At 69.4% G+C, this 25,064-nt stretch carries 20 protein-coding genes; 8 read left to right on the forward strand and 12 right to left on the reverse strand.

Annotation, left to right across the window (positions count from 1 at the left end; all coding sequences use genetic code 11):
- The first annotated feature begins 33 nt into the window (after positions 1-33).
- From AC1RLW_RS17255 to AC1RLW_RS17270, 4 genes are all read left to right on the forward strand, one after another.
- Positions 34-975, forward strand: a complete 942-nt coding sequence (locus tag AC1RLW_RS17255) for an ABC transporter permease (RefSeq protein WP_070061794.1) — start codon at positions 34-36, stop codon at positions 973-975.
- A gap of 21 nt (positions 976-996) precedes the next feature.
- Entirely contained in the window at positions 997-1,947 is a 951-nt protein-coding gene (locus AC1RLW_RS17260; RefSeq protein WP_493194137.1) for an ABC transporter permease, read from the forward strand.
- A gap of 2 nt (positions 1,948-1,949) precedes the next feature.
- Positions 1,950-3,581, forward strand: coding sequence for a dipeptide ABC transporter ATP-binding protein (locus tag AC1RLW_RS17265; RefSeq protein WP_493194138.1), 1,632 nt, complete (start codon positions 1,950-1,952; stop codon positions 3,579-3,581).
- Between the two features lie 63 nt (positions 3,582-3,644).
- The gene (locus AC1RLW_RS17270) at positions 3,645-5,030 is read left to right on the forward strand and encodes an amidase (RefSeq protein WP_493194140.1); all 1,386 of its coding nucleotides are present in this window, start codon (positions 3,645-3,647) and stop codon (positions 5,028-5,030) included.
- Between the two features lie 19 nt (positions 5,031-5,049).
- Here AC1RLW_RS17270 and AC1RLW_RS17275 read toward each other — a convergent pair whose 3' ends face one another.
- The 5 genes from AC1RLW_RS17275 to AC1RLW_RS17295 form a co-directional block, all read right to left on the reverse strand.
- On the reverse strand, positions 5,050-5,268 hold the full coding sequence (locus AC1RLW_RS17275) for a hypothetical protein (protein ID WP_062468907.1): 219 nt from the start codon (positions 5,266-5,268) through the stop codon (positions 5,050-5,052).
- A 131-nt stretch (positions 5,269-5,399) separates the two neighbouring features.
- Positions 5,400-6,305, reverse strand: a complete 906-nt coding sequence (locus tag AC1RLW_RS17280) for a ZIP family metal transporter (RefSeq protein WP_139701903.1) — start codon at positions 6,303-6,305, stop codon at positions 5,400-5,402.
- 112 nt (positions 6,306-6,417) lie between these two features.
- A complete protein-coding gene (locus tag AC1RLW_RS17285; RefSeq protein ID WP_492686076.1) occupies positions 6,418-7,317 on the reverse strand; it encodes a dienelactone hydrolase family protein in 900 nt (299 codons plus the stop codon).
- 127 nt (positions 7,318-7,444) lie between these two features.
- Positions 7,445-8,182 (reverse strand): aspartate/glutamate racemase family protein, encoded by a 738-nt coding sequence (locus AC1RLW_RS17290; protein WP_070061788.1) that lies wholly within the window; start codon positions 8,180-8,182, stop codon positions 7,445-7,447.
- Between the two features lie 112 nt (positions 8,183-8,294).
- Entirely contained in the window at positions 8,295-9,185 is an 891-nt protein-coding gene (locus AC1RLW_RS17295; RefSeq protein WP_062468917.1) for a transporter substrate-binding domain-containing protein, read from the reverse strand.
- Positions 9,186-9,386: 201 nt separating this feature from the next.
- Between AC1RLW_RS17295 and AC1RLW_RS17300 the strand changes: the two genes are divergently transcribed.
- Entirely contained in the window at positions 9,387-10,613 is a 1,227-nt protein-coding gene (locus AC1RLW_RS17300; protein WP_493194143.1) for a D-amino acid dehydrogenase, read from the forward strand.
- Here AC1RLW_RS17300 and AC1RLW_RS17305 read toward each other — a convergent pair.
- From AC1RLW_RS17305 to polA, 6 genes are all read right to left on the reverse strand, one after another.
- Positions 10,546-12,120, reverse strand: a complete 1,575-nt coding sequence (locus tag AC1RLW_RS17305) for a PepSY domain-containing protein (protein WP_493194144.1) — start codon at positions 12,118-12,120, stop codon at positions 10,546-10,548. The two genes, AC1RLW_RS17300 and AC1RLW_RS17305, sit on opposite strands and share 68 nt — an antisense overlap.
- 17 nt (positions 12,121-12,137) lie before the next feature.
- The gene (locus tag AC1RLW_RS17310) at positions 12,138-14,303 is read right to left on the reverse strand and encodes a TonB-dependent receptor (RefSeq protein WP_493194146.1); all 2,166 of its coding nucleotides are present in this window, start codon (positions 14,301-14,303) and stop codon (positions 12,138-12,140) included.
- Between the two features lie 117 nt (positions 14,304-14,420).
- On the reverse strand, positions 14,421-14,780 hold the full coding sequence (locus AC1RLW_RS17315) for a hypothetical protein (RefSeq protein ID WP_095946820.1): 360 nt from the start codon (positions 14,778-14,780) through the stop codon (positions 14,421-14,423).
- Positions 14,781-14,821: 41 nt separating this feature from the next.
- On the reverse strand, positions 14,822-15,724 hold the full coding sequence (locus tag AC1RLW_RS17320) for a LysR family transcriptional regulator (RefSeq protein ID WP_062468929.1): 903 nt from the start codon (positions 15,722-15,724) through the stop codon (positions 14,822-14,824).
- Positions 15,725-15,746: 22 nt separating this feature from the next.
- Complete coding sequence (locus AC1RLW_RS17325; RefSeq protein WP_493194148.1) at positions 15,747-17,033, reverse strand: M20/M25/M40 family metallo-hydrolase; 1,287 nt, start codon at positions 17,031-17,033, stop codon at positions 15,747-15,749.
- A 63-nt stretch (positions 17,034-17,096) separates the two neighbouring features.
- Positions 17,097-19,913 (reverse strand): DNA polymerase I, encoded by a 2,817-nt coding sequence (gene polA, locus AC1RLW_RS17330; RefSeq protein WP_493194150.1) that lies wholly within the window; start codon positions 19,911-19,913, stop codon positions 17,097-17,099.
- A 97-nt stretch (positions 19,914-20,010) separates the two neighbouring features.
- Here polA and AC1RLW_RS17335 point away from each other — a divergent pair, with 97 nt between their 5' ends.
- The 3 genes from AC1RLW_RS17335 (at position 20,011) to AC1RLW_RS17345 (ending at position 22,509) form a co-directional block, all read left to right on the forward strand.
- On the forward strand, positions 20,011-20,385 hold the full coding sequence (locus AC1RLW_RS17335) for a hypothetical protein (RefSeq protein ID WP_062468938.1): 375 nt from the start codon (positions 20,011-20,013) through the stop codon (positions 20,383-20,385).
- Positions 20,386-20,458: 73 nt separating this feature from the next.
- Positions 20,459-21,508 carry a homoserine kinase gene (locus AC1RLW_RS17340; RefSeq protein ID WP_492694545.1) on the forward strand — a complete coding sequence of 350 codons (1,050 nt, stop codon included), beginning with the start codon at positions 20,459-20,461 and terminating at the stop codon, positions 21,506-21,508.
- Positions 21,509-21,678: 170 nt separating this feature from the next.
- Positions 21,679-22,509, forward strand: a complete 831-nt coding sequence (locus tag AC1RLW_RS17345; RefSeq protein WP_062468943.1) for a BPSS1780 family membrane protein — start codon at positions 21,679-21,681, stop codon at positions 22,507-22,509.
- 45 nt (positions 22,510-22,554) lie between these two features.
- Here AC1RLW_RS17345 and AC1RLW_RS17350 read toward each other — a convergent pair whose 3' ends face one another.
- Positions 22,555-25,005, reverse strand: coding sequence for a UvrD-helicase domain-containing protein (locus AC1RLW_RS17350; RefSeq protein WP_492694543.1), 2,451 nt, complete (start codon positions 25,003-25,005; stop codon positions 22,555-22,557).
- Positions 25,006-25,064 lie beyond the last annotated feature (59 nt).

Here is a 25,064-nt window from a genome sequence, read left to right on the forward strand (position 1 = left end):
CACGCCCGGCCCCTCGTCAAGGACCTGATTCACATGCTCCACTTCCTGTTGCGCCGCGGACTGGCCACCGCGCCCGTGCTCCTGATCGTGGCCGTCATCGTCTTCCTGCTGCTGCGCATGACGCCCGGCGATCCCGCGGCGGCCATTGCCGGCGACGCGGCCAGCGCGCAGGACATCGCGCGCATCCGCGCCCAGCTGGGCCTGGACGCATCGATCGTGACGCAGTTCGTGCATTGGCTCGGCCAGGTGCTGCGCGGCGACCTCGGCTACTCGTTTTTCTACCGGATGCGCGTGACCGACCTGATCGGCCAGCGCCTGGAGCCCACGCTCTCGGTGGCGGCGGTGACGGTGGTGCTCACGGTGCTGATCGCCGTGCCGCTGGGCGTGCTCGCGGCCTCGCGGCGCGGCGGCCGGCTCGACCGCTTCATCATGGGCGCCTCGGTGCTCGGCTTCTCGGTGCCGGTGTTTGTGGCCGGCTACGTGATGATCTGGCTGTTCTCGATGCAGCTCGGCTGGCTGCCCTCACAGGGCTACCAGCGCATCGGCGACGGCATCGGCCCGTGGCTGCGCCACCTGGCGCTGCCCTGCGTCACGCTGGCCGTGATGTACGCGGCACTCATCGCGCGGGTCACGCGCGCGGCGGTGTCGGAGGCGCTCACCGAAGACTACGTGCGCACCGCGCGCGCCAAGGGCATCGCCGAGTGGCGCATGCTGCTGCGCCACGCGCTGGCCAACGCGGCCGTGCCGATCGCCACCGTCATCGGCCTGAGCGTGGCGGGCCTGATCGGCGGCGTGGTGGTCACCGAGACGATCTACGCGATCCCCGGCCTGGGCCAGCTCACGGTGGACGCCGTGCTCTCGCGCGACTACCCGCTGATCCAGGCGATCACCCTCTTCTTCTCGCTCGTGTACGTGGTGGTCAACCTGCTGGTGGACCTGAGCTACCTGCTGCTCGATCCGCGCATCCGGTACTGACCTTCCTTCGAAAGCCCCGCCATGACTTCGATCTCCCTGCGCGACGACGCGCCTGCCTCTGTCGCGGTTCCGCCCGCCGCACCCCGGGCCCCGGCCCGCTCGCTGCTGCGCCGCCTGCTCGCCAACGGCGGCGTGCGCATCGGCGGCGTCCTGCTGGCCGCGATGCTGCTGCTGGCGGTGGCCGCGCCCTGGCTCGGCACCATCGACCCGAACGCGATGGACCCCGCGAACTCGCACCTGCCGCCCGGCGCGCGCGCCGAGTTCACCACGCTGGCGGGCGACAGCTTCGATCGCTTCTTCCCGCTGGGCACCGACAGCATGGGCCGCGACCTGTGGAGCCGCACGGCCTACGGCGCGCGCATCTCGCTGTCGGTGGGCGTGGCGGTGGCGCTGGGCTCGGTCGCGTTCGGCCTCGTGGTGGGCATGGTGGCGGGCTACTTCCGGCGCCTGGACGGCGTGATCATGCGGGTGATGGACGGGATGATGGCCATCCCCGGCATCCTGTTCGCGATCGTGCTGGTGGCCGTGTGGCGGCCCAGCCTGCTCACGGTGATCCTGGCCATCGTCGTGCCCGAGACGCCGCGCGTGGCGCGGCTGGTGCGCTCGGTGGTGCTGTCGGTGCGCGAAGAGCCGTACGTGGAGGCGGCCGTCGCGCTCGACACGCCGACCTGGAAGCTGATGGGGCGCCACATCCTGCCCAACACGGTGGCACCGCTGATCGTGCAGGGCACCTTCATCTGCGCGGCGGCGATGCTGGTGGAGGCCGTGATGTCGTTCCTGGGCATCGGCCTGCCGTCCGAAGTGCCGACCTGGGGGAACATCATGTCCGAAGGCCGCACGCACTTCACCTCGCACCCCTCGACCGTGCTGCTGCCCGGCCTCTTCCTGGCGCTCACGGTGCTGGCCGTGAACATGCTCGGCGACGGCCTGCGCGACGCACTCGATCCCAAGTTCAAGGCACGCGGAGGCTGAGCATGACATCCACCCCTTCCACAACGTCCGCCGCGCCCTGCCTCGTGGTGCGCGACCTCGCCATCGACCTGCCCGCCGGCGCCGACCGCGCGCACGCGGTGCACGGCATCTCGTTCGACGTCATGCCCGGCCAGGTCGTGTGCCTGCTGGGCGAATCGGGCTCCGGCAAGTCGGTCATCGCGCAGGCCGCGATGGGCCTGCTGCCCACATCGCTGCGACCCTCGTCCGGGCGCATCGAGGTGCAGGGCGAGGACGTGCTCGCGGCCAGCCCGGCGCGGCTGCGCGCCCTGCGCGGCGCGCGCATGGCGATGGTGTTCCAGGAGCCGATGACCGCGCTCAACCCGGTGATGCGCTGCGGCGCGCAGGTCGACGAGATCCTGGCCGAGCACACGACGCTGGGCGCCGCCGCGCGCCGCGCGCGCGTGCTGGCCATCTTCGAGCGCGTGCGGCTGCCCGAGCCCCAGCGCATCTACGACGCCTACCCGCACCAGCTCTCGGGCGGGCAGCGGCAGCGCATCGTGATCGCCATCGCGCTGATCCTGCGCCCGGCCCTGCTGATCTGCGACGAGCCCACCACCGCGCTCGACGTGACCACGCAGGCCGAGATCCTCGCGCTCATCCGGGAGATGCAGCAGGAGAACGGCACGGCCGTGCTGTTCATCACACACGACTTCGGCGTGGTGGCGGACATCGCCGACCAGGTGGTGGTGCTGCAGCTGGGCCGGCAGGTCGAGAGCGGCCCGAAGGACGAAGTGTTGCGCCGCCCGAAGGAGGCCTACACGCGCATGCTGCTCGACGCGGTGCCGCGGCTGGCCCCGGTGCTACGCGCGCCCATCGACGCCCAGGCGCCGCTGCTCGATGCGCGCGGCGTGGGCAAGGTCTACCGCACGGGCAGCTGGCCCGGCAAGCGCCGCACGGTGCATGCGGCGGCCGACGTGTCGCTGAAGCTGCATGCGGGCGAAACGGTCGGCATCGTGGGCGAATCAGGCTCGGGCAAGTCGACCGTGGCGCGCTGCATCGCGCGGCTGATCGAACCGACCGACGGCGACATCCGCGTGCCGGGCATCGAGGGCTCGCGCGGCGCGCAGCGCTCGGCCTTCCGGCGCATGGTGCAGGTCGTGTTCCAGGACCCGAACCGCTCGCTCAACCCGCGCCGCACGGTGGGCCAGTCGATCGTCGAGGGGCCGGTGAATTTCGGCGTGCCGCACGTCAAGGCCTGGCAGCGCGCCGAGGAGCTGATGGCGCTGGTGCGGCTGCAGCCCGAGGTGCTGCACCGCTACCCGAGCGAGTTCTCGGGCGGCCAGCGCCAGCGGCTGTGCATTGCACGCGCGCTGGCCTGCGAGCCGCGCGTGCTGATCGCCGACGAAGCCGTGTCGGCGCTCGACGTGTCGGTGCAGGACCAGATCTTGAAGCTGCTCGCGGAGATCCAGCAGCGGCTGTCGATCGGCATCCTGTTCATCACCCACGACCTGCGCGTAGCCAGCCAGATCTGCGACCGCCTGATCGTGATGCACAAGGGCCGCATCGTCGAGCAAGGCAGCGCGCACGACGTGCTGCTGTCGCCGCGCGAGGCCTACACGCGCACGCTGCTGGCCGCGGCGCCGGGCCAGGGCTATGCGTTCGGGGGCGGCTGAGCGCCGTCCTCTTCCTCTCTTTCAACCCACCTTCATCCCACCACCCCAAGAAGAAACGAAGACATGACCACACCCCTGTACGAACTCAATGCCCTCCAGTTGCTCGAACACTACCGTGACCGCGCCTTGTCGCCGGTCGAGGTGACGCAGGCCGTGCTTGCGCGCATCGAACGCTGGGAGCCGCACATCCACGCCACCTACGGGCTGGACGCCGAAGCCGCGCTGGCATCGGCGCGCGCCTCCGAGGCACGCTGGGCCCAGGGCAAGCCGCAGGGCGATCTCGACGGCGTGCCGGTCACGCTGAAGGAGAACATCGCCACGCGCGGCACGCCCACGCCGATCGGCAGCGCGGCCACCGTGCTGGCGCCCGCCGCCGCCGACGCCCCCGCCGCCGCGCGCCTGCGCGAAGCCGGCGCGGTGATCGTGACCAAGACGACGATGCCCGACTTCGGCTTCCTCGGCGCGGCGCCCTCGAGCTTCCACGCGCTCACGCGCAACCCGTGGGACCTGGGCCGCAACACCGGCGGCTCGAGCTCGGGCGCCGGCGCCGCGGCTGCCGCGGGCTACGGCCCGCTGCACCTGGGCACCGACATCGGCGGCTCGGTGCGCATCCCGGCCAGCTTCTGCGGCGTGTTCGGCCTCAAGCCCAGCCACGGCCGCATCCCGGTCGACCCGCCCGCCGCGGCGCGCGTGATCGGCCCCATGACGCGCACCGTGGCCGACGCCGCGCTCTTGATGCAGGTGGTGACGCGCCCCGACGCGCGCGACTACATGAGCCTGCCGCCGAACGACTTCGCATGGCAGCGCCTCGAGCGCAACGTGAAGGGCCTGCGCATCGGCCTGTGGACCGAGACCATGGGCGGCTGGCCCATCGATGCGGAAGTGAAAGAGGCCGTGCTGGCCGCGGCCCGCCTGTTCGAGCAGGCCGGCGCCATCGTCGAGCCGCTGGCCGACTGGACCACGCTGGACATGCGCATGGGCATGGCCCACTTCTTCACCATGCGCTGCCGCGTCGACCTGGCCGCGATGCCGCCCGAACGCGCGAAGCTCGCGGCCGGCTACATCCACCAGGCGGCGGAGTTCGCTGCCTCGCTCACGCCCGAAGACACCTTCCGCGCCTTCACGCGCATGCAGGCCTTGCGCGCGGCCACCGTGGCGGCCACGCAGCCCTTCGACTACGCGCTGTCGCCGGTGTCGCCAGTGTTGCCGTTCGCGGCGGACGCGATCAACAGCGGCTCGGAAAACCTGCTGAAGGACTCGCACTTCACGTCGGTGTTCAACCAGTCGGAACAACCGGCCGCCTCGATCAACTGCGGCCATGCGAAAAATGGCCTGCCGATCGGCCTGCAGATCGCGGGACGTCGCTTCGACGACCTGGGCGTGCTGCAGATGGCGCGCTTCTACGAATCGGTGCGTCCGGCACAGGCGCGCTGGCCTGAACCGGCCTGACCGGGCTGGGTCAGGCGAATCAGTCCGGCGCGTTCATCACGCGGTCGAACTCTTCGTCGGCCGGCACGTTGTCGGCATCGAGCTCGCTGGCATCGGTGAGGTCGATGCCCGTTTCGTCCGACAGATCGTCGGACGCATCGGCTTCGAGTTCGTCGAAGTCGTCGGCAGGCGTGCTGTCGTCATCGTCGTCTTCGGACGACGAGGCGGAGCGCGCGGTGGCATCGGCTTGGGGCGTCATGATCGAATTCCTCGGCAGATGAGTAAACGGCCCTCTATGGTGCGCCTGTTTTGCCCCTTGCGGTGGATCGACGGGCTGACGTCGGTGTCGGAAAGTTTCCCGTCCCTCGAGGCCGCCCACACGCGCCGTCGTCAGTCTTTGTGGACGTGGCCGTGCTCGCCGTGTCCTTCATCATGGCCGTGTTCGTGGCCATGCTCGCCGTGCGCGAGCCGGCTCACGAGCGTGACCAGCAGGATGCCCGCTGCCAGCCACGCGATCTGCGCCGCGGTCTGGCGCGCGGGCAGGCGCTTTTGCAGCTGCGGAATCAGGTCGGCCAGCGCCACGTAGACGAAGCTGCTGCCCGCCAGCACCAGGAAGTACGGCAGCCAGCCATGCAGCTGGTCGACCAGCCACCAGCCCGCGATGCCGCCGAGCATGGTCATCGTGCCCGCAAGCGACACCTTCACCAGCGCCGCGCGCGAATTGGCCGAACTCTGGCGCAGCACCACGAGGTCGCCGATGTGGTGCGGCACTTCGTGCGCGAGCACGGCCAGCGCGGCCACGAGGCCCAGGCGGATGTCGGCCACGAAGGCCGAGGCGATCAGGATGCCGTCGCCGAAGCAGTGCACGCTGTCGCCGGTGAGCACGGCCCAGCCGCCGCCGCCCGTGGGGGGTGCGTGGTGGTGATGAGCGTGCGAATGGTCGTGATGATCATGGCCGTGGTGATCGTGCGCGCCCTCTTTCGCCGGTGCGGCATCGCCATGGTGATGCTCATGCCCGTGGTGCCACAGCTCGGCCTTGTCGAGCAGGAAGAAGAACACCAGCCCGAACAGCAGCACCGCGAACAGCAGCGCGGGCTCGATGCGGCTTTCGAAGGCCTCGGGCAGCAGGTGCATGAAGGCCGTGGCCAGCAGCGCGCCGGCCGCCAGGCTCAGCAGGTGCTGCGGGTTCACGCCGCCGCCACCGCTGCGCACGCCCACGCGCAGCAGCAGGGCCGCGAGCCAGACGCTTCCGATGCCGGCGACCAGGGTCGCCACGAGAATTACTATCAAATTCATAGCTGCTTGCGCAAGAGGGACGGCCGGTACGGCCTTGTTCCGTTCATAAAAAGAGAAAGGCCGTCACTTCGGACGGCCTTCGGCGGCAGGTGGCTACGGGCGCCGTCTTCGGTCAGGCGACACCATTGGCTTTGAACCAGGCCGTGGCACGCTGCCAGCCGTCTTCCGCGGCGCTCTTGAGGTAGCTGGGGCGGTAGTCGGCGTGGAACGCGTGGCCTGCTTCGGGGTACACGACGAAGCTCGATGCCTTGGCCGCTGCAGTTCCAGTGGCCAGAGCAGCTTTCATCTTATCAACCGTGTCAAGGGGGATGCCCTGGTCTTTTCCGCCGTACAGGCCGAGCACCGGCGCCTGCAGGCTGGCGGCGATGTCGACGGGGTGCTTGGGCTGCAATTCGCTGGCCTGCCCCACCAGCCGGCCGTACCAGGCCACGCCGGCCTTGACCTTGCCGGTGGCCGCATAGAGCCACACGATGCGCCCGCCCCAACAGAAACCGGTGATGCCGGCCTTGCTCGTGTCGCCGCCGTTGGCCTTGGCCCAGGCCAGCGCGCCGTCGAGGTCGGCCATGACCTGCGCGTCGGGCACCTTGGTGACGATGTCGGCCTGCAGCTTGGGAATGTCGGTGTAGCCGCGCGGATCGCCCTGGCGCGCATACAGCTCGGGCGCGATGGCCAGGTAGCCCAGCTCGGCGAAGCGGCGGCAGGTGTCGGCGATGTACTCGTGCACGCCGAAGATTTCCTGGATCACCAGCACCACGGGCAGCCCGGTCTTGCCAGCCGGCGCCGCCGCATAGGCAGGCACCCCGAAGCCGTTGACGGTGTACTTGATGGGGCCGGCCTTCAGGCCGTCGGCCGGGGTGGTGATGGCCGTCTGCGCGGCCACCGGCAGCACGGCGGCGGCGTAGCCGACACCGAGGGCGGCCTTGAGCGCGGTGCGGCGCGTGGCCCCCTGCTCGGTGCTGTCGCCGGGGCGCAGCGAATCGAATTCGGAACGGTTGTCGTCGAAGGAGGTCATGCAAGGGCTCCGGTTGAATCGTCTGACAAGGGGGTGTGGCGTAGAAAAACGCACGCCGCAATGTAGGCGAAATCGGGCCGGGCCGTGTGACCGGACCGTAAAGCAGCCGGGCCGCTTCGGGCTGTGGCTACGTGCCGTAGGCCCGCCGTGCCAGCGCCTCGGCCAGCACCTGGGCCGGATCGACGAGGCGCAGCCCCGCCACCGCGGCCGAGCCCTGCAGGCCCAGCGGCACCTCGGTGCAGCCCATGATGATCGTGACCGGGCCGTGCCGCTCGGCCAGCCGCAGCGCGACCTCGGAGAAGCAGCGTTCGGCCAGCGGCAGGTTGCCGGCCTTCACGCCGTCGAAGATGCCGCGCATGATGGTCTGGCGCTCGTCGGCCGACGGCACGTGGCAGCCCAGGCCGGCCTCGGCCAGTGCCTGCTCGTACAGCCGCACGCGGTAGGTGCCTTCGGTGGCCATCAGCGCCACTTCACTTGCGCCCTGCGCGGCCAGGTGCTGCGCGGTTTCGCGCGCCATGTGCAGCAGCTCGACCTGCGGAAAGCGCTCCTGCAGGTTGGCGTGCCACGCATGCGCGGTGTTGCAGGCGATGGCCACGGCACGGCTGCCCAGCGCGGCCAGCCGGCCCAGCGCCTGCAGCATCGGTTCGAGCGGCTGGTGCGCGCCCTGCGCGTCGGAGGCCAGCGCGCCGGTGCGATCGGGCACCGGCACCTGCGCCAGCCAGTGTTCGGGAAAGGACTGGTCGCGCACCGGCTCGCCGCGCGCACGCATCTGCTGCGCGCAGGCCTGCACGAAGAGCCGGACGAAGTCGGCGCCCGCCGCGGGGCCCATGCCCCCCAAGATGCCAACTACGTTCGTCGAAGCCATGGTCTTTCTCTGTTTCAGGAATACCGCGGAACCGGCTTTGCCGGGCCGCTGGTATTGCCCCCGGTAGGGGGTTGGCGAAGCGACACGAAGTGCGCGCAGCCTGGGGGCGAGCTCAAGTTGCCGGCTTGTCGCTGAAGGCCTTCAGGTTTTCTTTGAGCTGGTCGCTCATCGGCAGGTTCAGCGGCACGTTCTTCGGCGGGATCGGCTGCATGAACCACTTGGTGTAGAGCTTCTCGAACTCGCCGCTCTTCATCATGGCGGTGAAGGTGTCGTCCACCAGCTTCTTGAAGGCCGGGTCGTCCTTGGGCAGCATGCAGGCGTAGGGCTCGACCTGCAGCGACTCGCCCACCACTTCGTAGTCGGCCGGGTTCTTCGAGTTGGCGATGAGGCCGAACAGCAGGATGTCGTCCATGGCGAAGGCCACGGCGCGGTCGCTCTCGACCAGCAGGAACGCGTCGGCGTGGTCCTTGCCGAGCACGATGTTCATGTCGAGGTTCTTCTCGGTGTTGTACTTGCGCATGACCAGCGCGTTGGTGGTGCCGGTGGTGCTGGCCACGGTCTTCTTCGCCAGGTCGGCGTAGTCCTTGATCTTGGAAGACTTCTTCGTCAAGAGGCGCGTGCCCGTATAGAAGTGGTTCACCGCAAAGGCCACGTCCTTGCCGCGCGCGGTGTTGTTGGTGGTGGAGCCGCACTCCAGGTCGATGGTGCCGTTCGTGATCAGCGGGATGCGGTTCTGCGAGGTGACCGCCATCAGCGAGACCTGCAGGTTGGGCTTGTTCAACTTCTTCTTCACCGCCTCGACCACGGCGTTGGAGAGTTCCACCGAGAACCCGATCGGCTTGTTCGGGCCGTCCAGGTAGCTGAAGGGCACCGACGACTCGCGGTAGGCGAGCGAGATCTTGCCGGACTCGGCGATCTTGGCGAGCGTGTCGGCAGCTTGCGCGGCCGGTGCAGTGAAGAGGACCGCGGCAGCCAGGGACGCCATCAAAACGGAGAGTTTCATTCGAGCCTTCATCGGTTGGATTGAACAGACGGCCAGTGTAAGAAGGAGTGACACATCGGGACAATTCCAATTAACCCCGGGGTCATGCCCAAAGGTTATGGGCTGGGTTCTTTTGGCATTTCCGGGCACGGCGAGGGGCCTCTACAGTCGCACGCTGTCTCTTCTGTTCCCTTTCTTCTTCACTTCCGGAAAGTTGCCTCCATGCATGTGTGCGTGCTCGGCGCCGGCATCGTGGGCCTGGCGACCGCCTGGCAACTCGAGCGCCAGGGCCACCAGGTCACGGTGATCGACCGCGCGGCGCCCGGCGCGGGCGCCAGCGGCGGCAACGGCGCGCAGCTGAGCTACTCGTACGTGCAGCCGCTGGCCGATCCGTCGATCTGGACGCAGCTGCCCAAGCTGCTGTTCTCCCCCACTTCGCCGCTGAAGCTGCGCCCGCAGCTCGATCCGCTGCAATGGCGCTGGGGCCTGGCCTTCCTGGCCGCGTGCAACGCCGCGACCTCGCGCGACACCACCGCGCAGCTGCTCGCGCTGGCGGCCGCGAGCCGCACCGGCTTCGAGGCCATGCAGGCCGACATCGCGCCCGACTGCGATTTCTCCGCCACCGGCAAGCTGGTGCTCTATGCGAGCGCCGCCTCGCTGGCCGGCGCGCAGGCGCAGGTCGAGTTGCAACGCACCCTGGGCAGCGAACAACGCATCGTCACGCCCGACGAGTGCGTGGCCATCGAGCCCGCGCTCGCGGACTACCGCGGCCAGATGGCGGGTGCGGTCCACACGCCGAGCGAGTGCGCGGCCGACTGCCTCAAGGTGTGCGCCGAGCTGATGCGCGCACTGAGCGCGCGCGGCGTGCGCTTCATGCTCGGTGCCGACGTGCACGGCTTTGCGCGCAGCGAAGGTCGCGTGGCGGCGGCGCAGACGAGCGAAGGCGACATCGAAGCCGATGCCTTCGTGATGGCGCTGGGCTCGGCCTCGCACAAGCTCGGTCGCGCGCTCGGCGCCTACCTGCCGGTGTATCCGCTCAAGGGCTACAGCATCACGGTCGACGTCGACCCCGCGCCCGGCGCGGCGCCGCGCGTGAACGTGACCGACAGCGCGCGCAAGGTCGTCTTCGCGCGCATCGGCTCGCGCCTGCGCGTGGCCGGCATGGCCGAGCTCGTGGGGCACGACGCAAGCATTCCGGCCACTCGCATCGAGACGCTGGCCGACGCCACGCGCGCCGTGTTCCCGCGCGCGAGCCGGCTCGCCGAGCTGCACCCCTGGACCGGCATGCGCCCCGCCACGCCGAAGGGCCTGCCGATCATCGGGCGGCTGCCGCATGCGCCGTCGAACATGCTGTTCAACACCGGCCACGGCGCGCTGGGGTTCACGCTGGCCTTCGGCTCGGCGCAGCGGATCGCGCAGGCGCTGGACGCGGCCCCGTCGCGCTTCTGAGCTTGCGGCCCAGGCGCCGCCAGCCGATCACCACGCCGGTCAGGCTCAGCAGCGCACCGCCCGCGCTCAGCGCGACCAGCAGCAGGTCCCACAGCGGACGGCGTTCGAGCAGCGGCAGCCAGTCCCAGCTGTGCAGCATCGCGAACAGCCAGCGGCTCCACCGGCGCGCACTGTCGCTGCGGCCGAGCACGGCGCCGGTCTGCGGATCGACGTGGACCCAGGTGGCGTGCGCGTCGGCGAACACCACGCGCCAGACGGGCAGCGGCTTCTCGCTGCCGCCGGTCATGGTGTGCGGCTCGCGCGTGTAGTAATGGCTGTCGTAGGCGGTGAGCACGTCGATGCGCGCGACCGGATCAGGCAGCAGTTGCGCGACGGCGGTGCGCAGCGCCTCCGGGTCGATCTGCCGCGGCTGCGCGCTGGCCGCGTCGCGCACCAGCGGCCGGCCGCTCGCGGTGCTCGCCAGCACCAGTGTCTGCCCTGCCGCGCGCACCCAGCGCAGTTCGCGAACGTCGCCACGCGTTGAAGCCAGCAGTGCAGCGGGCGCCGCATCGCCAGCGTTCACCACGAGCGGCCCGCCCTGCATCGCCGCCATGCGCAACGCCGGCGCGCCGCTGTCGAACACGCGCCAGGGGTTCATCGACATCAGCCCGCTGAAGATCCACGTCAGCGTGACGAGCGCGAACAGCAGCCCGCTGATGTGATGCCAGCGCATCATGAAGCCCTGGTACGGCGAGTGCGAGCCGCTCTTGTAGGTGCGCCGGAAGCGCCAGCGCATCACGCCCACCACCGTGCCCGTGAGCGTGACGGCGACGCCGACGATCGACAGCCAGTTGACGATGTCGGCCCAGTAGCGGTCCAGGCCCGTGCCGCGCAGCGGGTACAGCCAGTGAATCCACGCGCCGGCGTAGTTCCACAGCCGCTCGGCGCGCGGTGCATCGCGCACCACCTCGCCGGTGCGGCCCGAGATGTACAGCCGCGTGGCCTGCGCATCGGCCAGGTCGACCACATGCAGCGGGCGGTGCGCGTCGAGCCCGCGCGAATGGGTGAAGGCGTCTTCGTCGATGGTGCCCCGGTACTGGAGCACCACGCCCTCGCCCCCATAGGCCTGCGCGCTCACGAGTGCGCGGGCGCGGTCGACCTGGCGCAGCACGGCGCCGGTCTGCGCATCGACGACAACCACGCCGCGCCCGGGCGGCGACCGGCGCGCGCCGGGTTCTGCCGCGCTCGCCGGCACCGCGAGGTACACCGACTGCCCGCCGCTGGCCACGGCGAGTCGCAGGTCCTGCAACGGCCCCGCGATACCGGCCGCATCGAGCGCCTGCCGCGGCCCCAGCAAGGGCGCCTTCGCATCGAGCGGCGGCAGGTGCTGCAGACGCTCGGCCTCGGTGAGCTTGGGGTAGCCCACGTACATCATCACCACGCCCGAGACGAACCACATCGCGAAGAAGGCGCAGACGACCACGCCGAGCCAGCGGTGGATCAGGAACAACCAGCGTTTGGCATGCATGGCGGCGCTCCTTCGATTCAGAAGCTCACGCGCACCGACACATCGGCCGTGCGCGGCGCGCCGAGGTAGGCGAAGCCGGCGCCGACGTTCGCGGCGTACACGCGGTCGGTCGCGTTGCGCACGCGCCCCACCAGCGTGACGTTGCGGTTCACCTGCCAGCTCAGCCCGAGGTCGAGCAGCGTGTAGCCGGGCCAGTGCATCGTGTTGGCCGCATCGGCGTACACCTTGCCCACATGCCGCACGCCTGCCGTGGCCTGCAGGCGCGGCGTGATGGCGTACGACACCCATAGGTTCGCGACCACCGCCGGCGTGTTGGTCGGCGTGCGGCCCGCGAGCGACACGCCGCCCTGGCGGAACTGCTCGTAGCGCGCATCGACGTAGGTGAGGTTGCCCTGCAGCGACCACTGCGGCGTGGGCTGCAGCCCGAGCGCCAGCTCCACGCCCTTGGACGACTGCTCGCCGACGAGCACCGTGAGCGCGCTGTTGGCCGGGTCCTGCGTCGCGATGTTGGTGCGGCGGATGCTGTAGGCCGCGAGCGTGGCTGTGCCCTTGCCCTGCCAGAAATCGAGCTTGGTGCCGACCTCGACCTGCCGGCCGGTGGTGAGCTCGCTGTTGTTGCGCACGTCGGCGAACGAGGCGGTCGAGAGCACGCCCGAGGGCGGGTCGGCCGCGGTGGCGTACTGCGCGTACAGGTTGGCGCCGGGCGCGATGTCCCACACCAGGCCGATGCGGCCGGTGGTCGGCCGGTAGCCGCGATGGAAGGTGGCCGGGTTCGCCGCGTCCACGGTGCGGCGGTTGACCAGGTCGAGGTCGATGCGCTCGTGGCGCAGCGCCGTCACGAGGTGCAGCGACGGCTGCAGCGCGGTGCGGTTCTCCAGATACAGCGCGGTGGTCCGCACCTTGTTGTCGCGGTCGGGCCGGAAGCCCGGCGTCATGCCCGGCACGTCGAAGAAGCGCTCGGTGGCAAAGACGTACGGGTTCACCGTGCTCACGGTGCCGGGCAGGCTGTTGGGAAAGCGCGTCTGCCGGTTCACGCTGAAGTCCAGCCCGAAGGACCAGTCGCTCTTCAGCCCGCCGATCTGCCCCTTGTAAAGGCCCTCGACGCGGTTGCCCCACACGTCCTGGTCGTGCCGCTGCAGCAAGGCGCCCGAGCGGATGACGGCCGTGTTGCGCGCGTTGTAGCGGTAGTTCTCGACGTTGCGGTAGTCGCGCAGCGCGTCGTAGGCGTAGAAGGTGTTCTTGAACTGCAGCGCATCGCTGGCTTGCCACTCGGTGACCGAGCGCAGCCACTGCACGCGCTGCGCGTAGAGGCCGTCGGCACTGTTGTAGTTCTTGAAGCGCGTGCCGCGGTCGATGCGCATCTCGCCACCCGCCGGGTTCAGCACCGGCGTGCCCCAGTAGGGCCGCGTGACGTCTTCGTCCTGGTACTCGTAGGCCAGCGTGTGCTTCAGGCCGCCGCCGAAGTCCGACAGCAGCGAGGCCGCGAGCTGCGTCGCCTTGCTCTTGGTGCCGTCGGTCCAGCCGTGGGCGTCGCGGTGGTTCACGTCGATGCGCGCGTAGTGGCTGCCCGCGCCGCCGTCGCCGGCGATGCGGCGGTTCAGGCCGAAGGAGGCCTCTTTCAGGTTCTGCGTGCCCAGGCGCAGTTGCGCCTCGGCGAAGTCGCTGCGTTCCGGCGCCTTGGTGATGTAGTTGATCGAACCGCCCAGCGCACCCGAGCCGAACAGGAAGCTTGACGGGCCGCCGATGGCCTCGACGCGGTCGTAGATCCAGCTGTCGACCGGGCGCGCCGCGATCGAGTACTGCAGGTTGATGCCGTTGAACAGCTGCGCGATCGAGCCGCTGCCGAAGCCCCGGTAGCTCACGCCGACGTTGCCGGGCGCATCGTGCGCGGTCACGCCGGGCACGGCGCGCAGCGCCTCCTGCGTGTTCTGCGCGCCGCGCGCATCGAGCACCGCGCGGTTCACCACCGTGACGGAAGCAGGCGTCTCGCGCGGCGTGAGGCCCAGGCGGCTCGCGGTGTCGGCGGGCGTGTCGAGGTCGAGCCGGCCGTTGGGGCGCGGGGCGTCGTCGGCCACTTCGATCGGGGGCAGCGAAGACACGGCGGTCTGGGCATTGGCAGGCGCATGGACGGCGCCGAACAGGGCAAGCAGCCCCAGGGCGGGGGCACGGGAAAGGGTGGGCATGGCATCTCTCTTGCGACGGCGCTGGCGAAAACAATGAAGCGCAGCGCCGGCCGCACAACGACCGGGAACGCACCGCGCGGCCCGTTCAGGCGGCGTCAGGTGCAGGAACGACGAAGCTCAGGAGAGATGCGTGGGCGGCCCGCGCGCCGGCAGCGGCGAGGCCGTGGCTGCCGCGAGGCGGGCAGCGGGAATCGATTGCAGCGCGCGGCCCAGCGGTAGCGGCGTGGGCAGCGTCACCTGCACGGTGGCGGGCGGCGGGCCGGAGACCATGCACAGCGGGCAGTCCATGGCCGCCATGCCGACTTCGGTGGCGCCGTCGTCGCCCTGCACGATGAGCTTGACGGTGCCCGCGGCGGAACACACGAGTTCCATTGCCTGCGGGTTCACGAGCGGCGACGCGCCCGCGACCAGCAGCGACGCCATGAACCACGCCAGCACCAGGCGGTGCATTGCGCAGAAGGTTCGAAGGGCGTGCATGGGCGCGGATTATGGCGCGAGGCGAATGCCCCGCATCTTTCTCAGGCGGTCTGCTCGATCGCTTCGCGCATGCAGCGCGTGATGCCGCGCACCGCCACCGAGTCCGGCCGGCCCGCGAAGCGCAGCGCGCGCACCGGCACCGGAATGTGCGGCTCCAGCGTCAGCACGTCGACCTTGGCACGGTCGGCCGAGCGCGCCGTGCAGCCGTCGACCAGCGCCACGCCCAGCCCGTGGTGCGCCATGGCCAGCGCCGCGTGGTAGGTCTGCACCGTGACCACGGCCTGCTGGAAGCCCACGCCCGCCTGCCGGCAGGCCTGACTCAGGCTGGTGCCGACCGGGTCGCGGCCGTCCAGGCCGATCACCGGGCGGTCGATGAGGTCGTGCAGCGCCACCGAGCCGTTGCGCACGAGCGCGCGCGGCAGCATGCCCTTGGGCGCCACGCACACCATGCGGCTGTCGGCCAGCGTCTCCTGCGTGAGCGAGGGATGCACCGCGGGGCTGAAGGCGAAGCCCACGTCGGCCTCTTGCAAGAGCAGCGCCGACATGATCTGCGGCGAGTGCAGCGACTCGACCGTGATCGCGTAGCCCGGATGCATCTCGCGAAAGGCCTTGAGCGCGCGCGGCAGGATTTCGTAGCTCAGCGCGAGCACGCTGAGGATGCGCAGCTCGCCCGTGTCGTTGCCCGCGCGCAGGTTCGCCGCCAGCCGCTGCACCTCGTCGAGCTGCGCGAACAGCCGCTCGATGTGCGGGTACAGCGTGAGCGCCTCGGTGGTCGGCGTGAGCCGCCCCTTGGCGCGCTGGAACAGCGGAAAGCCCAGCTGCAGCTCGGCATGCTGCAGCGTGCGGCTCACGGCCGGCTGCGTGATGTTGATGAGCCGCGCGGCCGCGCTCACGCTGCCCGCGAGCATGATCGCGTTGAAGACCTCGATGTGGCGCAGCCGCATGGCCGACAGCGGTCGGTGGCGGTCAGCGGACGGTGGCCTTGCCGGTGGCGATGTCCATCACCATGCGCACGCCCAGATAAAGGCGCGGTTCGATCGAATCAATCAGCACGTACTCCGCGTCGGCCGTGTGCGCGCCGAAGCCCTGCAAGCCGAAGCGCTCGATGACCGGCGCCTTGGTCTTGAGCGAAGCGAACGCCGCGTCGGTGCCGCCACCGGCCGCCTTGTCGTCGGCGCCCAGCGGGCGGCCCAGCTCGTCCTTGTAGATGGCCTGCGCATGCTTGGCCAGCGCGCGCGACGCGTCGGTGGCCTCGAGCGGCGGACGGCGGCGTTCGAACTTCAGCTCGACCTTGGCCTCAGGCACCAGCTGCTTCTTCACGCGCTCGTTCACCTGCTGCTCGATGCGGTCGTAGTCGGCCACCTTGAGCACGCGCACGTCGGCGCCCGCCGTGGCGCTGGCCGGGATCACGTTGCGGTTGGTGCCCGACTTGGAGATGGTCCAGTTCATCTTCAGGCCCGCGGCCGGGTCGGACAGGTCGCGCATCTGCAGGATCTGATGCGACAGCTCGTACAGCGCATTCACGCCCAGCTCGGGCGCGGAGCCCGCGTGCGAGGCCTTGCCCGCCACATTCAGCGTGACCGAGGCGATGCCCGCGGTGGCCAGCGAGAGCTTGTCGTCCTTGATGGAGGCGCCCTCGAACGACAGCACGGCATCGTGCTCGCCGCCGAGCTTGGTGAGCAATGCGCGCGAACCGGGCGAGCTGATTTCTTCGTCGCCGTTGATCAGCACGGTGAGCGTGCCGTAGTCCTTGAACTTCAGCGTCTGCAGCATCGACACCAGGTGCGTGATGACCGCCACGCCCTGCTTGTCGTCGGCAATGCCCAGGCCGTAGGCCTTGTCGCCGTCGACGCGGAACGGCTGCTTGTTGAGCATGCCCACGGTGTAGACCGTGTCCATGTGCGCGATGAGCATGATCTTCTTGGTGCCCGTGCCCTTGAAGGTGGCGCGCACCACGCGGCCGATTTTTTCGGGCGTGTCTTCCATGCGGTAGGCGTCGGCGCTCGGGTCGATGAGCTCGACCTCGCCGCCCAGTGCCTTGAACTTGGCGGCGATGAGATCGGAGATTTTCTCGAGGCCTTCGATGTCGCGGCTGCCCGACTCGATGGAGACCAGCTCCTTCAGCGTCTCGAGCAGGGCGGGCTTTTCCTTGGCGGCCAGCGCGGCGATGCGGGCATCAGGGGCTGCGGAAGCGGTGCCGAGGAAGGCCGCGCAGACGGCGGCGAGCAGGAAGGTGCGGGGCTGGAGTTTCATGGGCGTGTTTCTTCTTTCTGTCGTTTGTCTCTTGGGGATCGTGCGAACGTGGATCAGTGAGGATCAGTGGGCCTTGTCCCAGTTGGGACCGACGCCGATCTCGGCGAGCAGCGGCACCTTGAGCGCCGCCACGCCGGCCATCAGGCGCGGGATTTCGGTGCGCACCCATTCGACCTCGGCCTCGGGCACTTCGAACACCAGTTCGTCGTGCACCTGCATGATCATCCTGGTGGCGCGCTTTTCTTCGTCAAGCACGTTCTGTACCTTGACCATGCTGAGCTTGATGAGGTCGGCCGCCGTGCCCTGCATCGGCGCGTTGATGGCCTGGCGTTCGGCCGCCTTCTTGCGGGGGCCGTTGCCGCCGTTGATCTCGCTCAGGTAGAGGCGCCGGCCGAACACGGTCTCGACATAGCCCTTGTCGCGCGCGAACTCCACGATCTGGTCCATGTAGGTCTTCACGCCCGGGTAGCGCGCAAAGTAGCGATCGATGTACGAAGCCGCGGCCTTGGTCTCGATGCCCAGGTTCTTCGCCAGGCCGAAGCTGCTCATGCCGTAGATGAGCCCGAAGTTGATGACCTTGGCGTAGCGGCGCTGCTCGCTGGACACCTGGTCGGGCGTGGTGCCGAACACCTCGGCGGCCGTGGCGCGGTGCACGTCGACGCCGTCGGTGAAGGCGCGCAGCAGCGACTCGTCGCCGCTGATGTGGGCCATGATGCGCAGCTCGATCTGCGAGTAGTCGGCACTGGCGATCACGCTGCCCGCCGGTGCCACGAAGGCCTCGCGCACGCGCCGGCCTTCGGGCGTGCGGATCGGGATGTTCTGCAGGTTGGGGTCGTTGCTGCTGAGGCGGCCCGTGACGGCCACGGCCTGCGCGTAGTGCGTGTGCACACGGCCGGTGCGCGGGTTGGCCAGCTGGCCGAGCTTGTCGGTGTAGGTGCCCTTGAGCTTCGAGAGGCCGCGGTGCTCGAGGATCTTGGCGGGCAGCGGATAGTCTTCGGCCAGCTTCTCGAGCACTTCTTCGTCGGTGCTGGGCGCGCCGCTCGGCGTCTTCTTGACCACGGGCAAGCCCAGCTTGGTGAAGAAGATCTCGCCGATCTGCTTGGGCGAACCCAGGTTGAAGGGCTGGCCCGCGATGTCGTAGGCCTCCTGCTCCAGCGCCATGATGCGCGTGCCCAGGTCGTGGCTCTGCGCGGCCAGCGTGGGCGCATCGATCAACACGCCGTTGCGCTCGATGCGGTACAGCGCCTCGCTCGAATCCATTTCGAGCTGGTAGATGTAGGCCAGCTTTTCTTCCTTCTGCAGCAGGGGCCACAGCGCGTGGTGCACGTCGAGCGTCTGGTCGCTGTCTTCGCACGAGTACTCGGCGGCCTTGGCGATGTCGACCTGGCTGAACGGGATCTGGTGCGCGCCCTTGCCGCACAGGTCTTCGTACGAGATGCCGCTGCGCCCCAGGTGGCGCTCGGCCAGGGACGACAGGCCGTGCGGCTTGTTCACTTCGAGCACGTAGCTTTGCAGCATGGTGTCGTGGGCGTAGCCCTGCACCTCGATGCCGTGGTTGGCGAACACGTGGCGGTCGTACTTGATGTGCTGGCCGAGCTTCTTCTTGTCGGCGTTCTCGAGCCAGGGCTTGAGCCTGGCGAGCACCTCGTCGATGGGCAGCTGCGCGGGCGCGTCGGGGTAGTTGTGCGTGAGCGGAATGTAGGCCGCTTCGCCCGGCGTGACGCTGAAGCTGATGCCCACGATCTGCGCGACCATTTCGTCCAGCGAGGTGGTCTCGGTGTCGATGGCCGTGAGTTCGGCGGCCTCGAGTTTGGCGAGCCAGGCGTCGAACTGCGCCCATTCCATGATCGTGTCGTACTTGAGGTTGCTCGCGGGCGCGGCGGCCTCTTGGGCGTCCAGCTCGGAGGGCTCGTCGAACAGGCCGCCCTGGTCGCGGTCGGCCTTGGCGGCGGCCTTCTTCTTGGCGTTCTCTTCGATCAGCTCGGGCGGCACTTCCTGCGCTTCGAGCGACTTGACCAGGCTCTTGAAACCGAACTTCTCGTAGAAGGGCTTCAGCTCGGCCGTCTGCGGCGCGCCAACGGGCAGGCCTTCGAGCGAGGGCAGGCCTTCGACATGGCCGTTCAGGTCGCAGTCGGTGCGGATGGTGACGAGGCGTTTGCTCAGCGGCAGCTTGTCGAGCGCCTGGCGCAGGTTTTCGCCGGCGGCGCCCTTCACTTCGGCGGCGCGTTCGACCAGCGCATCGAGCGAGCCGTATTCGAGCAGCCATTTGGCCGCTGTCTTGGGGCCGACCTTGGGCACGCCGGGCACGTTGTCGACCGTGTCGCCGATGAGCGTCTGGTAGTCGACCATGAGGCTGGGCGGCACGCCGAACTCGGCCGTCACGCCGGCGATGTCGCGCTTCTTGCCGTTCATCGTGTCGATGATGGTGATGTGCTCGTCGACCAGCTGGCTCAGGTCCTTGTCGCCGCTGGACACGATCACTTCGACGCCCTGCGCGGCCGCCACCTTGGCGAGCGTGCCGATCACGTCGTCGGCCTCGACATCGGGCACCGTGAGCACCGGCCAGCCGAGCAGCTTGACCACTTCGTGGATGGGGTCGATCTGGCTGCGCAGGTCGTCGGGCATCGGCGAGCGGTTGGCCTTGTACTCGGGGTACCAGTCGTCGCGGAAGGTCTTGCCGGGGGCGTCGAAGATGCAGGCCGCGTAGTCGGCGCGCACCTCGCGGCGCAGCGCGGTCATCATGTTGATCATGCCCCGGATCGCCCCAGTGGCCGGGCTCTTGGGGTCGCCGGGCACGGCGCGCAGATCGGGCATCGCGTGGAAGGCCCGGTACAGGTAGCTCGAGCCATCGACGAGCAGCAGCGTTTTCTTGTCGGTCATCGGGGCATTTTGCCGTGCCCGGACCGGCGTCCGGAACGACACCAGGGTCGGCTGGCGGCCGACACGCCGCCAGCGGGTGCACGCCTACAATCCGTGCATGCCTAGCTCCCCACTCCTGGTCGCCCGCCGCATCCTGCTGGCGCTGGCTTTCGCCACCCCCGTTGCCGCCCTCGCGCAGGCGCCGGCCGCGCCCGCCGCCAAGCCGGCCCCGGCGGAACCGCTACAAAATCAGGAGCAGGCCGACGGCCGGCGCAACCAGAAGGTCGAGCACATCCACACGGAAGACAGCGGCGCCTCGGTCGACGAGGTGCGCTACGGCGGCCGCACGCAGAGCATCAACGTCAAGCCCAAGTCGAACATGCCCGGTTACGAAGTGCTGCCCAACGACGGCGGCAGCGCCCGCCCCGGCACGACCGGCGACGCGAACAGCGGCGGCAACGGCCCGCGTGTCTGGAACGTGCTGAAGTTCTGACCGTGACGCTGTCGTTCTCCTTCCCGCCCTCCCTCTTTTCTCCCGCAGCCGCCGTCCGGCGCTGAGCATCGCCATGGCAGTTTTTACCGAAGTCCAGTTCGGCGAGGCAGACGCGCTCGTCCAGCGCCTTGGCATGGGCACCCTGCGCGAGCTGCGCGGCATCGAGGGCGGCATCGAGAACACCAACTACTTCGCCACCACCGAGTCGGGCGAATTCGTGCTGACGCTGTTCGAGCGCCTGAGCGCCGAGCAGCTGCCGTACTACCTTTGCCTCATGAAGCACCTGGCCGGTGCCGGCCTGCCGGTGCCCGCGCCCGTGGCCGACCCGGCCGTGGCGCCGCCGACCGGCCATGCGCTGTCGATCCCCGCGCAGGCGCCCTGCGAGCTGCTGCACCGCGTGGCCGGCAAGCCCGCGGCGCTGGTGCAGAAGCTCTCGGGCCGCAGCGAGCTGGCCCCCACGGCCGCCCACTGCGCCGAACTGGGCGCCATGCTGGCCCGCATGCACCTGGCCGGGCGCGACTACCCGCGCATCCAGCCCAACCTGCGCGGCCTGCCCTGGTGGAACGAGACCGCCCCGGTGGTGCTGCCCCACATGGACGAGGCCCAGTCGGCGCTGCTGCGCGCCGAGCTGGCCTACCAGAACCATGTCGCCGAATCGTCGGCCTACGCGGCGCTGCCGCGCGGCCCGGTGCATGCCGACATGTTCCGCGACAACGTGATGTTCGCGACCGACGGCGGGCCTGATGCGCCGCCGCGCCTCACGGGCGTGTTCGACTTCTACTTCGCCGGCACCGACACCTGGCTGTTCGACTTGGCCGTGTGCCTGAACGACTGGGCCATCGACCTGGCCAGCGGCCGGCACGACGCCGCCCGCGCCGACGCCTTGCTCGCCGCGTATGAGAGCGTGCGCAGGCTGAACGCCTCCGAGCGCGCCCTGCTGCCCGCGATGCTGCGCGCCGCCGCGCTGCGCTTCTGGATCTCGCGCCTGTGGGACTTCCACCTGCCACGCGAGGCCAGCATGCTCAAGCCCCACGACCCGACGCACTTCGAGCGCGTGCTGCGCGAGCGCGCCACCCACCCGCACGCCATCGCCCACGTCCTCGAACCGGCGCTGGCAGCCTAAAGAAGGTGTGACCGAACCCGCCATGCCCGCTCATCCCGCCCAGACACACCCACTCTGCGTTGCAAATGCTCGCCATAGCCCAAGCTATGGCTGCGCTTTGCGCCTTGATTGGGCGCGTCTGGGCGGCCTGCTCGGCCACGCCGGATTCATTCACACCTTCTGACCCCCACATGAAACTCCACCTCGTGCCGGCGCGCACCGGCTTCGACTGGGTCCGCCTCGGACTCAAGACCTTCTGGCGCCAGCCGCTGGCCTTCATCTCGCTGTTCTTCCTGCTGATGGCGATGATCTCGACGGTGTCGATGCTGCCGCTGCTCGGCAGCGTGCTCGCACCGATCCTGCTGCCCTTCATGACCCTCGGCCTGATGGTCGCGACCTCGGTGGCCGCAACCGACAACGCCGACGGCCTGGGCAATGCGGGCGACCTGGGCCGCCCCACGGGCTCGGCCATGTTCATCGCGGTGTTCGACGCCATGCGCACCGAATGGCGCTCGCTGGTGGTGCTGGGCGTGATCTCGGCCGTGTACTTCGTGCTGGCCGTCACGCTGACGGCGCTGGTCGACGGCGGCCAGCTCATGCGCGCCTACCTGTTCGACGAAGCGGTGACGCCCGAAGTCATGAAGAGCAGCGAGTTCCTCACGGCGCGCACGCTGCTGATGTGCCTGAACCTGCCGCTGTCGCTGGCCATGTGGCATGCGCCGGCGCTGGTGCACTGGCACCGCGTGGAGCCGGTGAAGAGCGTCTTCTTCAGCATCGTCGCGCTGTTCCGCAACTTCGGCGCCTACGCGCTGTTCGGCCTGGCGTGGTTCGGCGTGTTCATGCTCGCGGGCATCGCCATCGGCCTGCTCGCCACCGTGCTGATCGGCGTCGGCGCCATGGGCTCCGACGGCGCGGCCCTGGCGATCGGCAACATCCTGATGATCGGCACCGCGCTGGTGCTGGCGGCGATGTCGCTGGCCTCGACCTGGTTCACGTTCCGCGACAGCTTCGACGCGAACTGAGCGGGCATCGCCCGCTGCCCTTTCGGGCAAGCGGGACCGCCGGACTCAGACCGGCGTGAGCTTCGCCACCGACAGCGCCAGCCACTTCACGCCGTGGCGCGCGAACTTCACCTGTGCCCGCGCATCGTCGCCGGTGCCTTCGAGCGCGGTCACCGTGCCCTCGCCGAACTTGTTGTGGAACACCTGCATGCCTGAGCGCAGGCCGTGCGACGGCGCGGTCTTCTGCGGCGGCACGGGCGGGCTGGCGAAGGTGTCCTTGCCGGCGCTGCTGCCGCCCCCGCTGTAGCGATTGCCGCCACCCCCACCACCGTAGCCACCGGCACCGCCGCGCGTGCTGCCGTAGCCGCCGCCATAGCCGAAGGCCGAGGGCGCAAAGCCCTGGTTCTTCGGCGTGAGCCACTTGAGTGCGCTTTCCGGCAGCTCGTCGAAGAAGCGGCTCTTGACGTTGTAGCGGGTCTGGCCGTGCAGCATGCGCGTCTGCGAGTGGCTCAGGTACAGGCGCTTGCGGGCGCGCGTGATGGCCACGTACATCAGGCGGCGTTCTTCCTCGAGGCTCTCGAAATCGCTCATCGAGTTCTCGTGCGGGAACAGGCCCTCTTCCATGCCGGTGATGAACACGCAGTCGAACTCCAGGCCCTTGGCGGCGTGCACGGTCATGAGCTGCACCGCGTCCTGGCCGGCCTGCGCCTGGTTGTCGCCCGACTCGAGCGCTGCGTGCGTCAGGAAGGCCGCGAGCGGGCTCAGCGTTTCGCCGGTTTCGGCATCGGGTGCCAGCGGCTCGTCGAGCACCGGCCGGCTGGGGTCGAGCCCCTGGCTGGCGGGCGACTGGCGCAGTTCGTCGACCGGCAGCGCCACGGCGTCGCGGCCGAAGCCTTCCTGCGTGACGAAGCTTTCAGCCGCGTTCACGAGTTCGTCCAAGTTCTCCAGGCGGTCGGCACCTTCGCGATCGGCCTTGTAGTGTTCGACGAGGCCGCTGTGGTCGAGCACCAGCTCGATGATCTCGCGCAGGCTCACACCTTGCGTCTGCTCGCGCAGCACGTCGATCTTGGCGACGAAGGCCGTGAGGTTCGAGCCGGCCTTGCCGCCGACCGCGCTCACCGCGTCGTGCAGCGAACGCCCGGCGGCGCGCGCCGCGTCCTGCAGGCTTTCGAGCGTGCGCGCGCCGATGCCGCGCGGCGGGAAGTTGACGACACGCAGGAAGCTGGTGTCGTCGTCCTTGTTCTCGAGCAGGCGCAGGTAGGCCAGCGCATGCTTGATTTCGGCGCGTTCGAAGAAGCGCAGGCCGCCGTACACGCGGTACGGCACCGAGGCATTGAACAGCGCCGTTTCGATCACCCGGCTCTGCGCGTTGCTGCGGTAGAGCACGGCCATTTCCTTGCGGTCGAAGCCGTCGCGCGCCAGCTGGCGCATTTCCTCGACCATCCACTGCGCTTCGGCGAGGTCGGTGGGCGATTCGTACACGCGCACAGGCTCGCCCGGCCCCTGATCGGTGCGCAGGTTCTTGCCCAGGCGCTTCTTGTTGTGGCTGATGAGCTCGTTGGCCGAATCGAGGATGTTGCTGTAGCTGCGGTAGTTCTGCTCCAGGACGATCTGGCGGCGCACGTCGAACTCGCGCACGAAGTCGGTCATGTTGCCCACGCGCGCGCCGCGGAAGGCGTAGATGCTCTGGTCGTCGTCGCCCACGGCGATCACGCTGTTGTGCTCGCCCGGCGTGAAGTGGCCGCCGATCGCCGTGTGGCCCGCGAGCATCTTCAGCCATGCGTACTGCAGGCGGTTGGTGTCCTGGAACTCGTCGACCAGGATGTGGCGGAAGCGCCGCTGGTAGTGCTCGCGCACGGGCTCGTTGTCGCGCAGCAGCTCGTAGCTGCGCAGCATCAGCTCGCCGAAGTCGACCACGCCTTCGCGCTGGCACTGCTCTTCGTACAGCTGGTAGAGCTCGACCTTCTTGCGGTCGTCGTCGCTGCGGGCCTCGATGTCGCCGGGGCGCAGGCCGTCTTCCTTGGCGCCGGCGATGAACCACTGCGTCTGCTTGGCCGGAAAGCGCTCGTCGTCGACGTTGAACTGCTTCATCAGGCGCTTGATGGCCGAGAGCTGGTCTTGCGTGTCGAGGATCTGGAAGGTCGAGGGCAGGTTCGCCAGCTTCCAGTGCGCGCGCAGCAGGCGGTTGCACAGGCCGTGGAAGGTGCCGATCCACATGCCGCGCACGTTCACCGGCAGCATCGCGGTCAGCCGCGTCATCATTTCCTTGGCGGCCTTGTTGGTGAAGGTGACGGCCAGGATGCCGCCGGCGGACACCTGCCCCGTCTGCAGCAGCCAGGCGATGCGGGTGGTGAGCACCCGCGTCTTGCCGGAGCCGGCACCGGCGAGGATGAGGGCATTGCCCGCGGGCAGCGTGACGGCAGCAAGCTGCTCGGCGTTGAGGTTGTTCAGCAACGGCGAGGCAGGGCCGCCCGTATCGGCTGCGGACGCGCCGGAAAACAGGTCGTGAGGGAGCATGGGTGCCATTGTAGAAAGCTGCCCCGCCCAGGGCCTCGCCGAGCGCGCTTGCCCCTGCA

Source organism: Variovorax sp. GW822-FHT04A09 (assembly GCF_058801005.1).

Excerpts from the sequence above, each read along its gene's own strand:
- AC1RLW_RS17255 (WP_070061794.1), top strand. The coding sequence starts at position 34 with ATGCTCCACTTCCTGTTGCGCCGCGGACTGGCCACCGCGCCCGTGCTC.
- AC1RLW_RS17260 (WP_493194137.1), top strand. The coding sequence starts at position 997 with ATGACTTCGATCTCCCTGCGCGACGACGCGCCTGCCTCTGTCGCGGTT.
- AC1RLW_RS17265 (WP_493194138.1), top strand. The coding sequence starts at position 1,950 with ATGACATCCACCCCTTCCACAACGTCCGCCGCGCCCTGCCTCGTGGTG.
- AC1RLW_RS17270 (WP_493194140.1), top strand. The coding sequence starts at position 3,645 with ATGACCACACCCCTGTACGAACTCAATGCCCTCCAGTTGCTCGAACAC.
- AC1RLW_RS17275 (WP_062468907.1), bottom strand. The coding sequence starts at position 5,268 with ATGACGCCCCAAGCCGATGCCACCGCGCGCTCCGCCTCGTCGTCCGAA.
- AC1RLW_RS17280 (WP_139701903.1), bottom strand. The coding sequence starts at position 6,305 with ATGAATTTGATAGTAATTCTCGTGGCGACCCTGGTCGCCGGCATCGGA.
- AC1RLW_RS17285 (WP_492686076.1), bottom strand. The coding sequence starts at position 7,317 with ATGACCTCCTTCGACGACAACCGTTCCGAATTCGATTCGCTGCGCCCC.
- AC1RLW_RS17290 (WP_070061788.1), bottom strand. The coding sequence starts at position 8,182 with ATGGCTTCGACGAACGTAGTTGGCATCTTGGGGGGCATGGGCCCCGCG.
- AC1RLW_RS17295 (WP_062468917.1), bottom strand. The coding sequence starts at position 9,185 with ATGAAACTCTCCGTTTTGATGGCGTCCCTGGCTGCCGCGGTCCTCTTC.
- AC1RLW_RS17300 (WP_493194143.1), top strand. The coding sequence starts at position 9,387 with ATGCATGTGTGCGTGCTCGGCGCCGGCATCGTGGGCCTGGCGACCGCC.
- AC1RLW_RS17305 (WP_493194144.1), bottom strand. The coding sequence starts at position 12,120 with ATGCATGCCAAACGCTGGTTGTTCCTGATCCACCGCTGGCTCGGCGTG.
- AC1RLW_RS17310 (WP_493194146.1), bottom strand. The coding sequence starts at position 14,303 with ATGCCCACCCTTTCCCGTGCCCCCGCCCTGGGGCTGCTTGCCCTGTTC.
- AC1RLW_RS17315 (WP_095946820.1), bottom strand. The coding sequence starts at position 14,780 with ATGCACGCCCTTCGAACCTTCTGCGCAATGCACCGCCTGGTGCTGGCG.
- AC1RLW_RS17320 (WP_062468929.1), bottom strand. The coding sequence starts at position 15,724 with ATGCGGCTGCGCCACATCGAGGTCTTCAACGCGATCATGCTCGCGGGC.
- AC1RLW_RS17325 (WP_493194148.1), bottom strand. The coding sequence starts at position 17,033 with ATGAAACTCCAGCCCCGCACCTTCCTGCTCGCCGCCGTCTGCGCGGCC.
- polA (WP_493194150.1), bottom strand. The coding sequence starts at position 19,913 with ATGACCGACAAGAAAACGCTGCTGCTCGTCGATGGCTCGAGCTACCTG.
- AC1RLW_RS17335 (WP_062468938.1), top strand. The coding sequence starts at position 20,011 with ATGCCTAGCTCCCCACTCCTGGTCGCCCGCCGCATCCTGCTGGCGCTG.
- AC1RLW_RS17340 (WP_492694545.1), top strand. The coding sequence starts at position 20,459 with ATGGCAGTTTTTACCGAAGTCCAGTTCGGCGAGGCAGACGCGCTCGTC.
- AC1RLW_RS17345 (WP_062468943.1), top strand. The coding sequence starts at position 21,679 with ATGAAACTCCACCTCGTGCCGGCGCGCACCGGCTTCGACTGGGTCCGC.
- AC1RLW_RS17350 (WP_492694543.1), bottom strand. The coding sequence starts at position 25,005 with ATGCTCCCTCACGACCTGTTTTCCGGCGCGTCCGCAGCCGATACGGGC.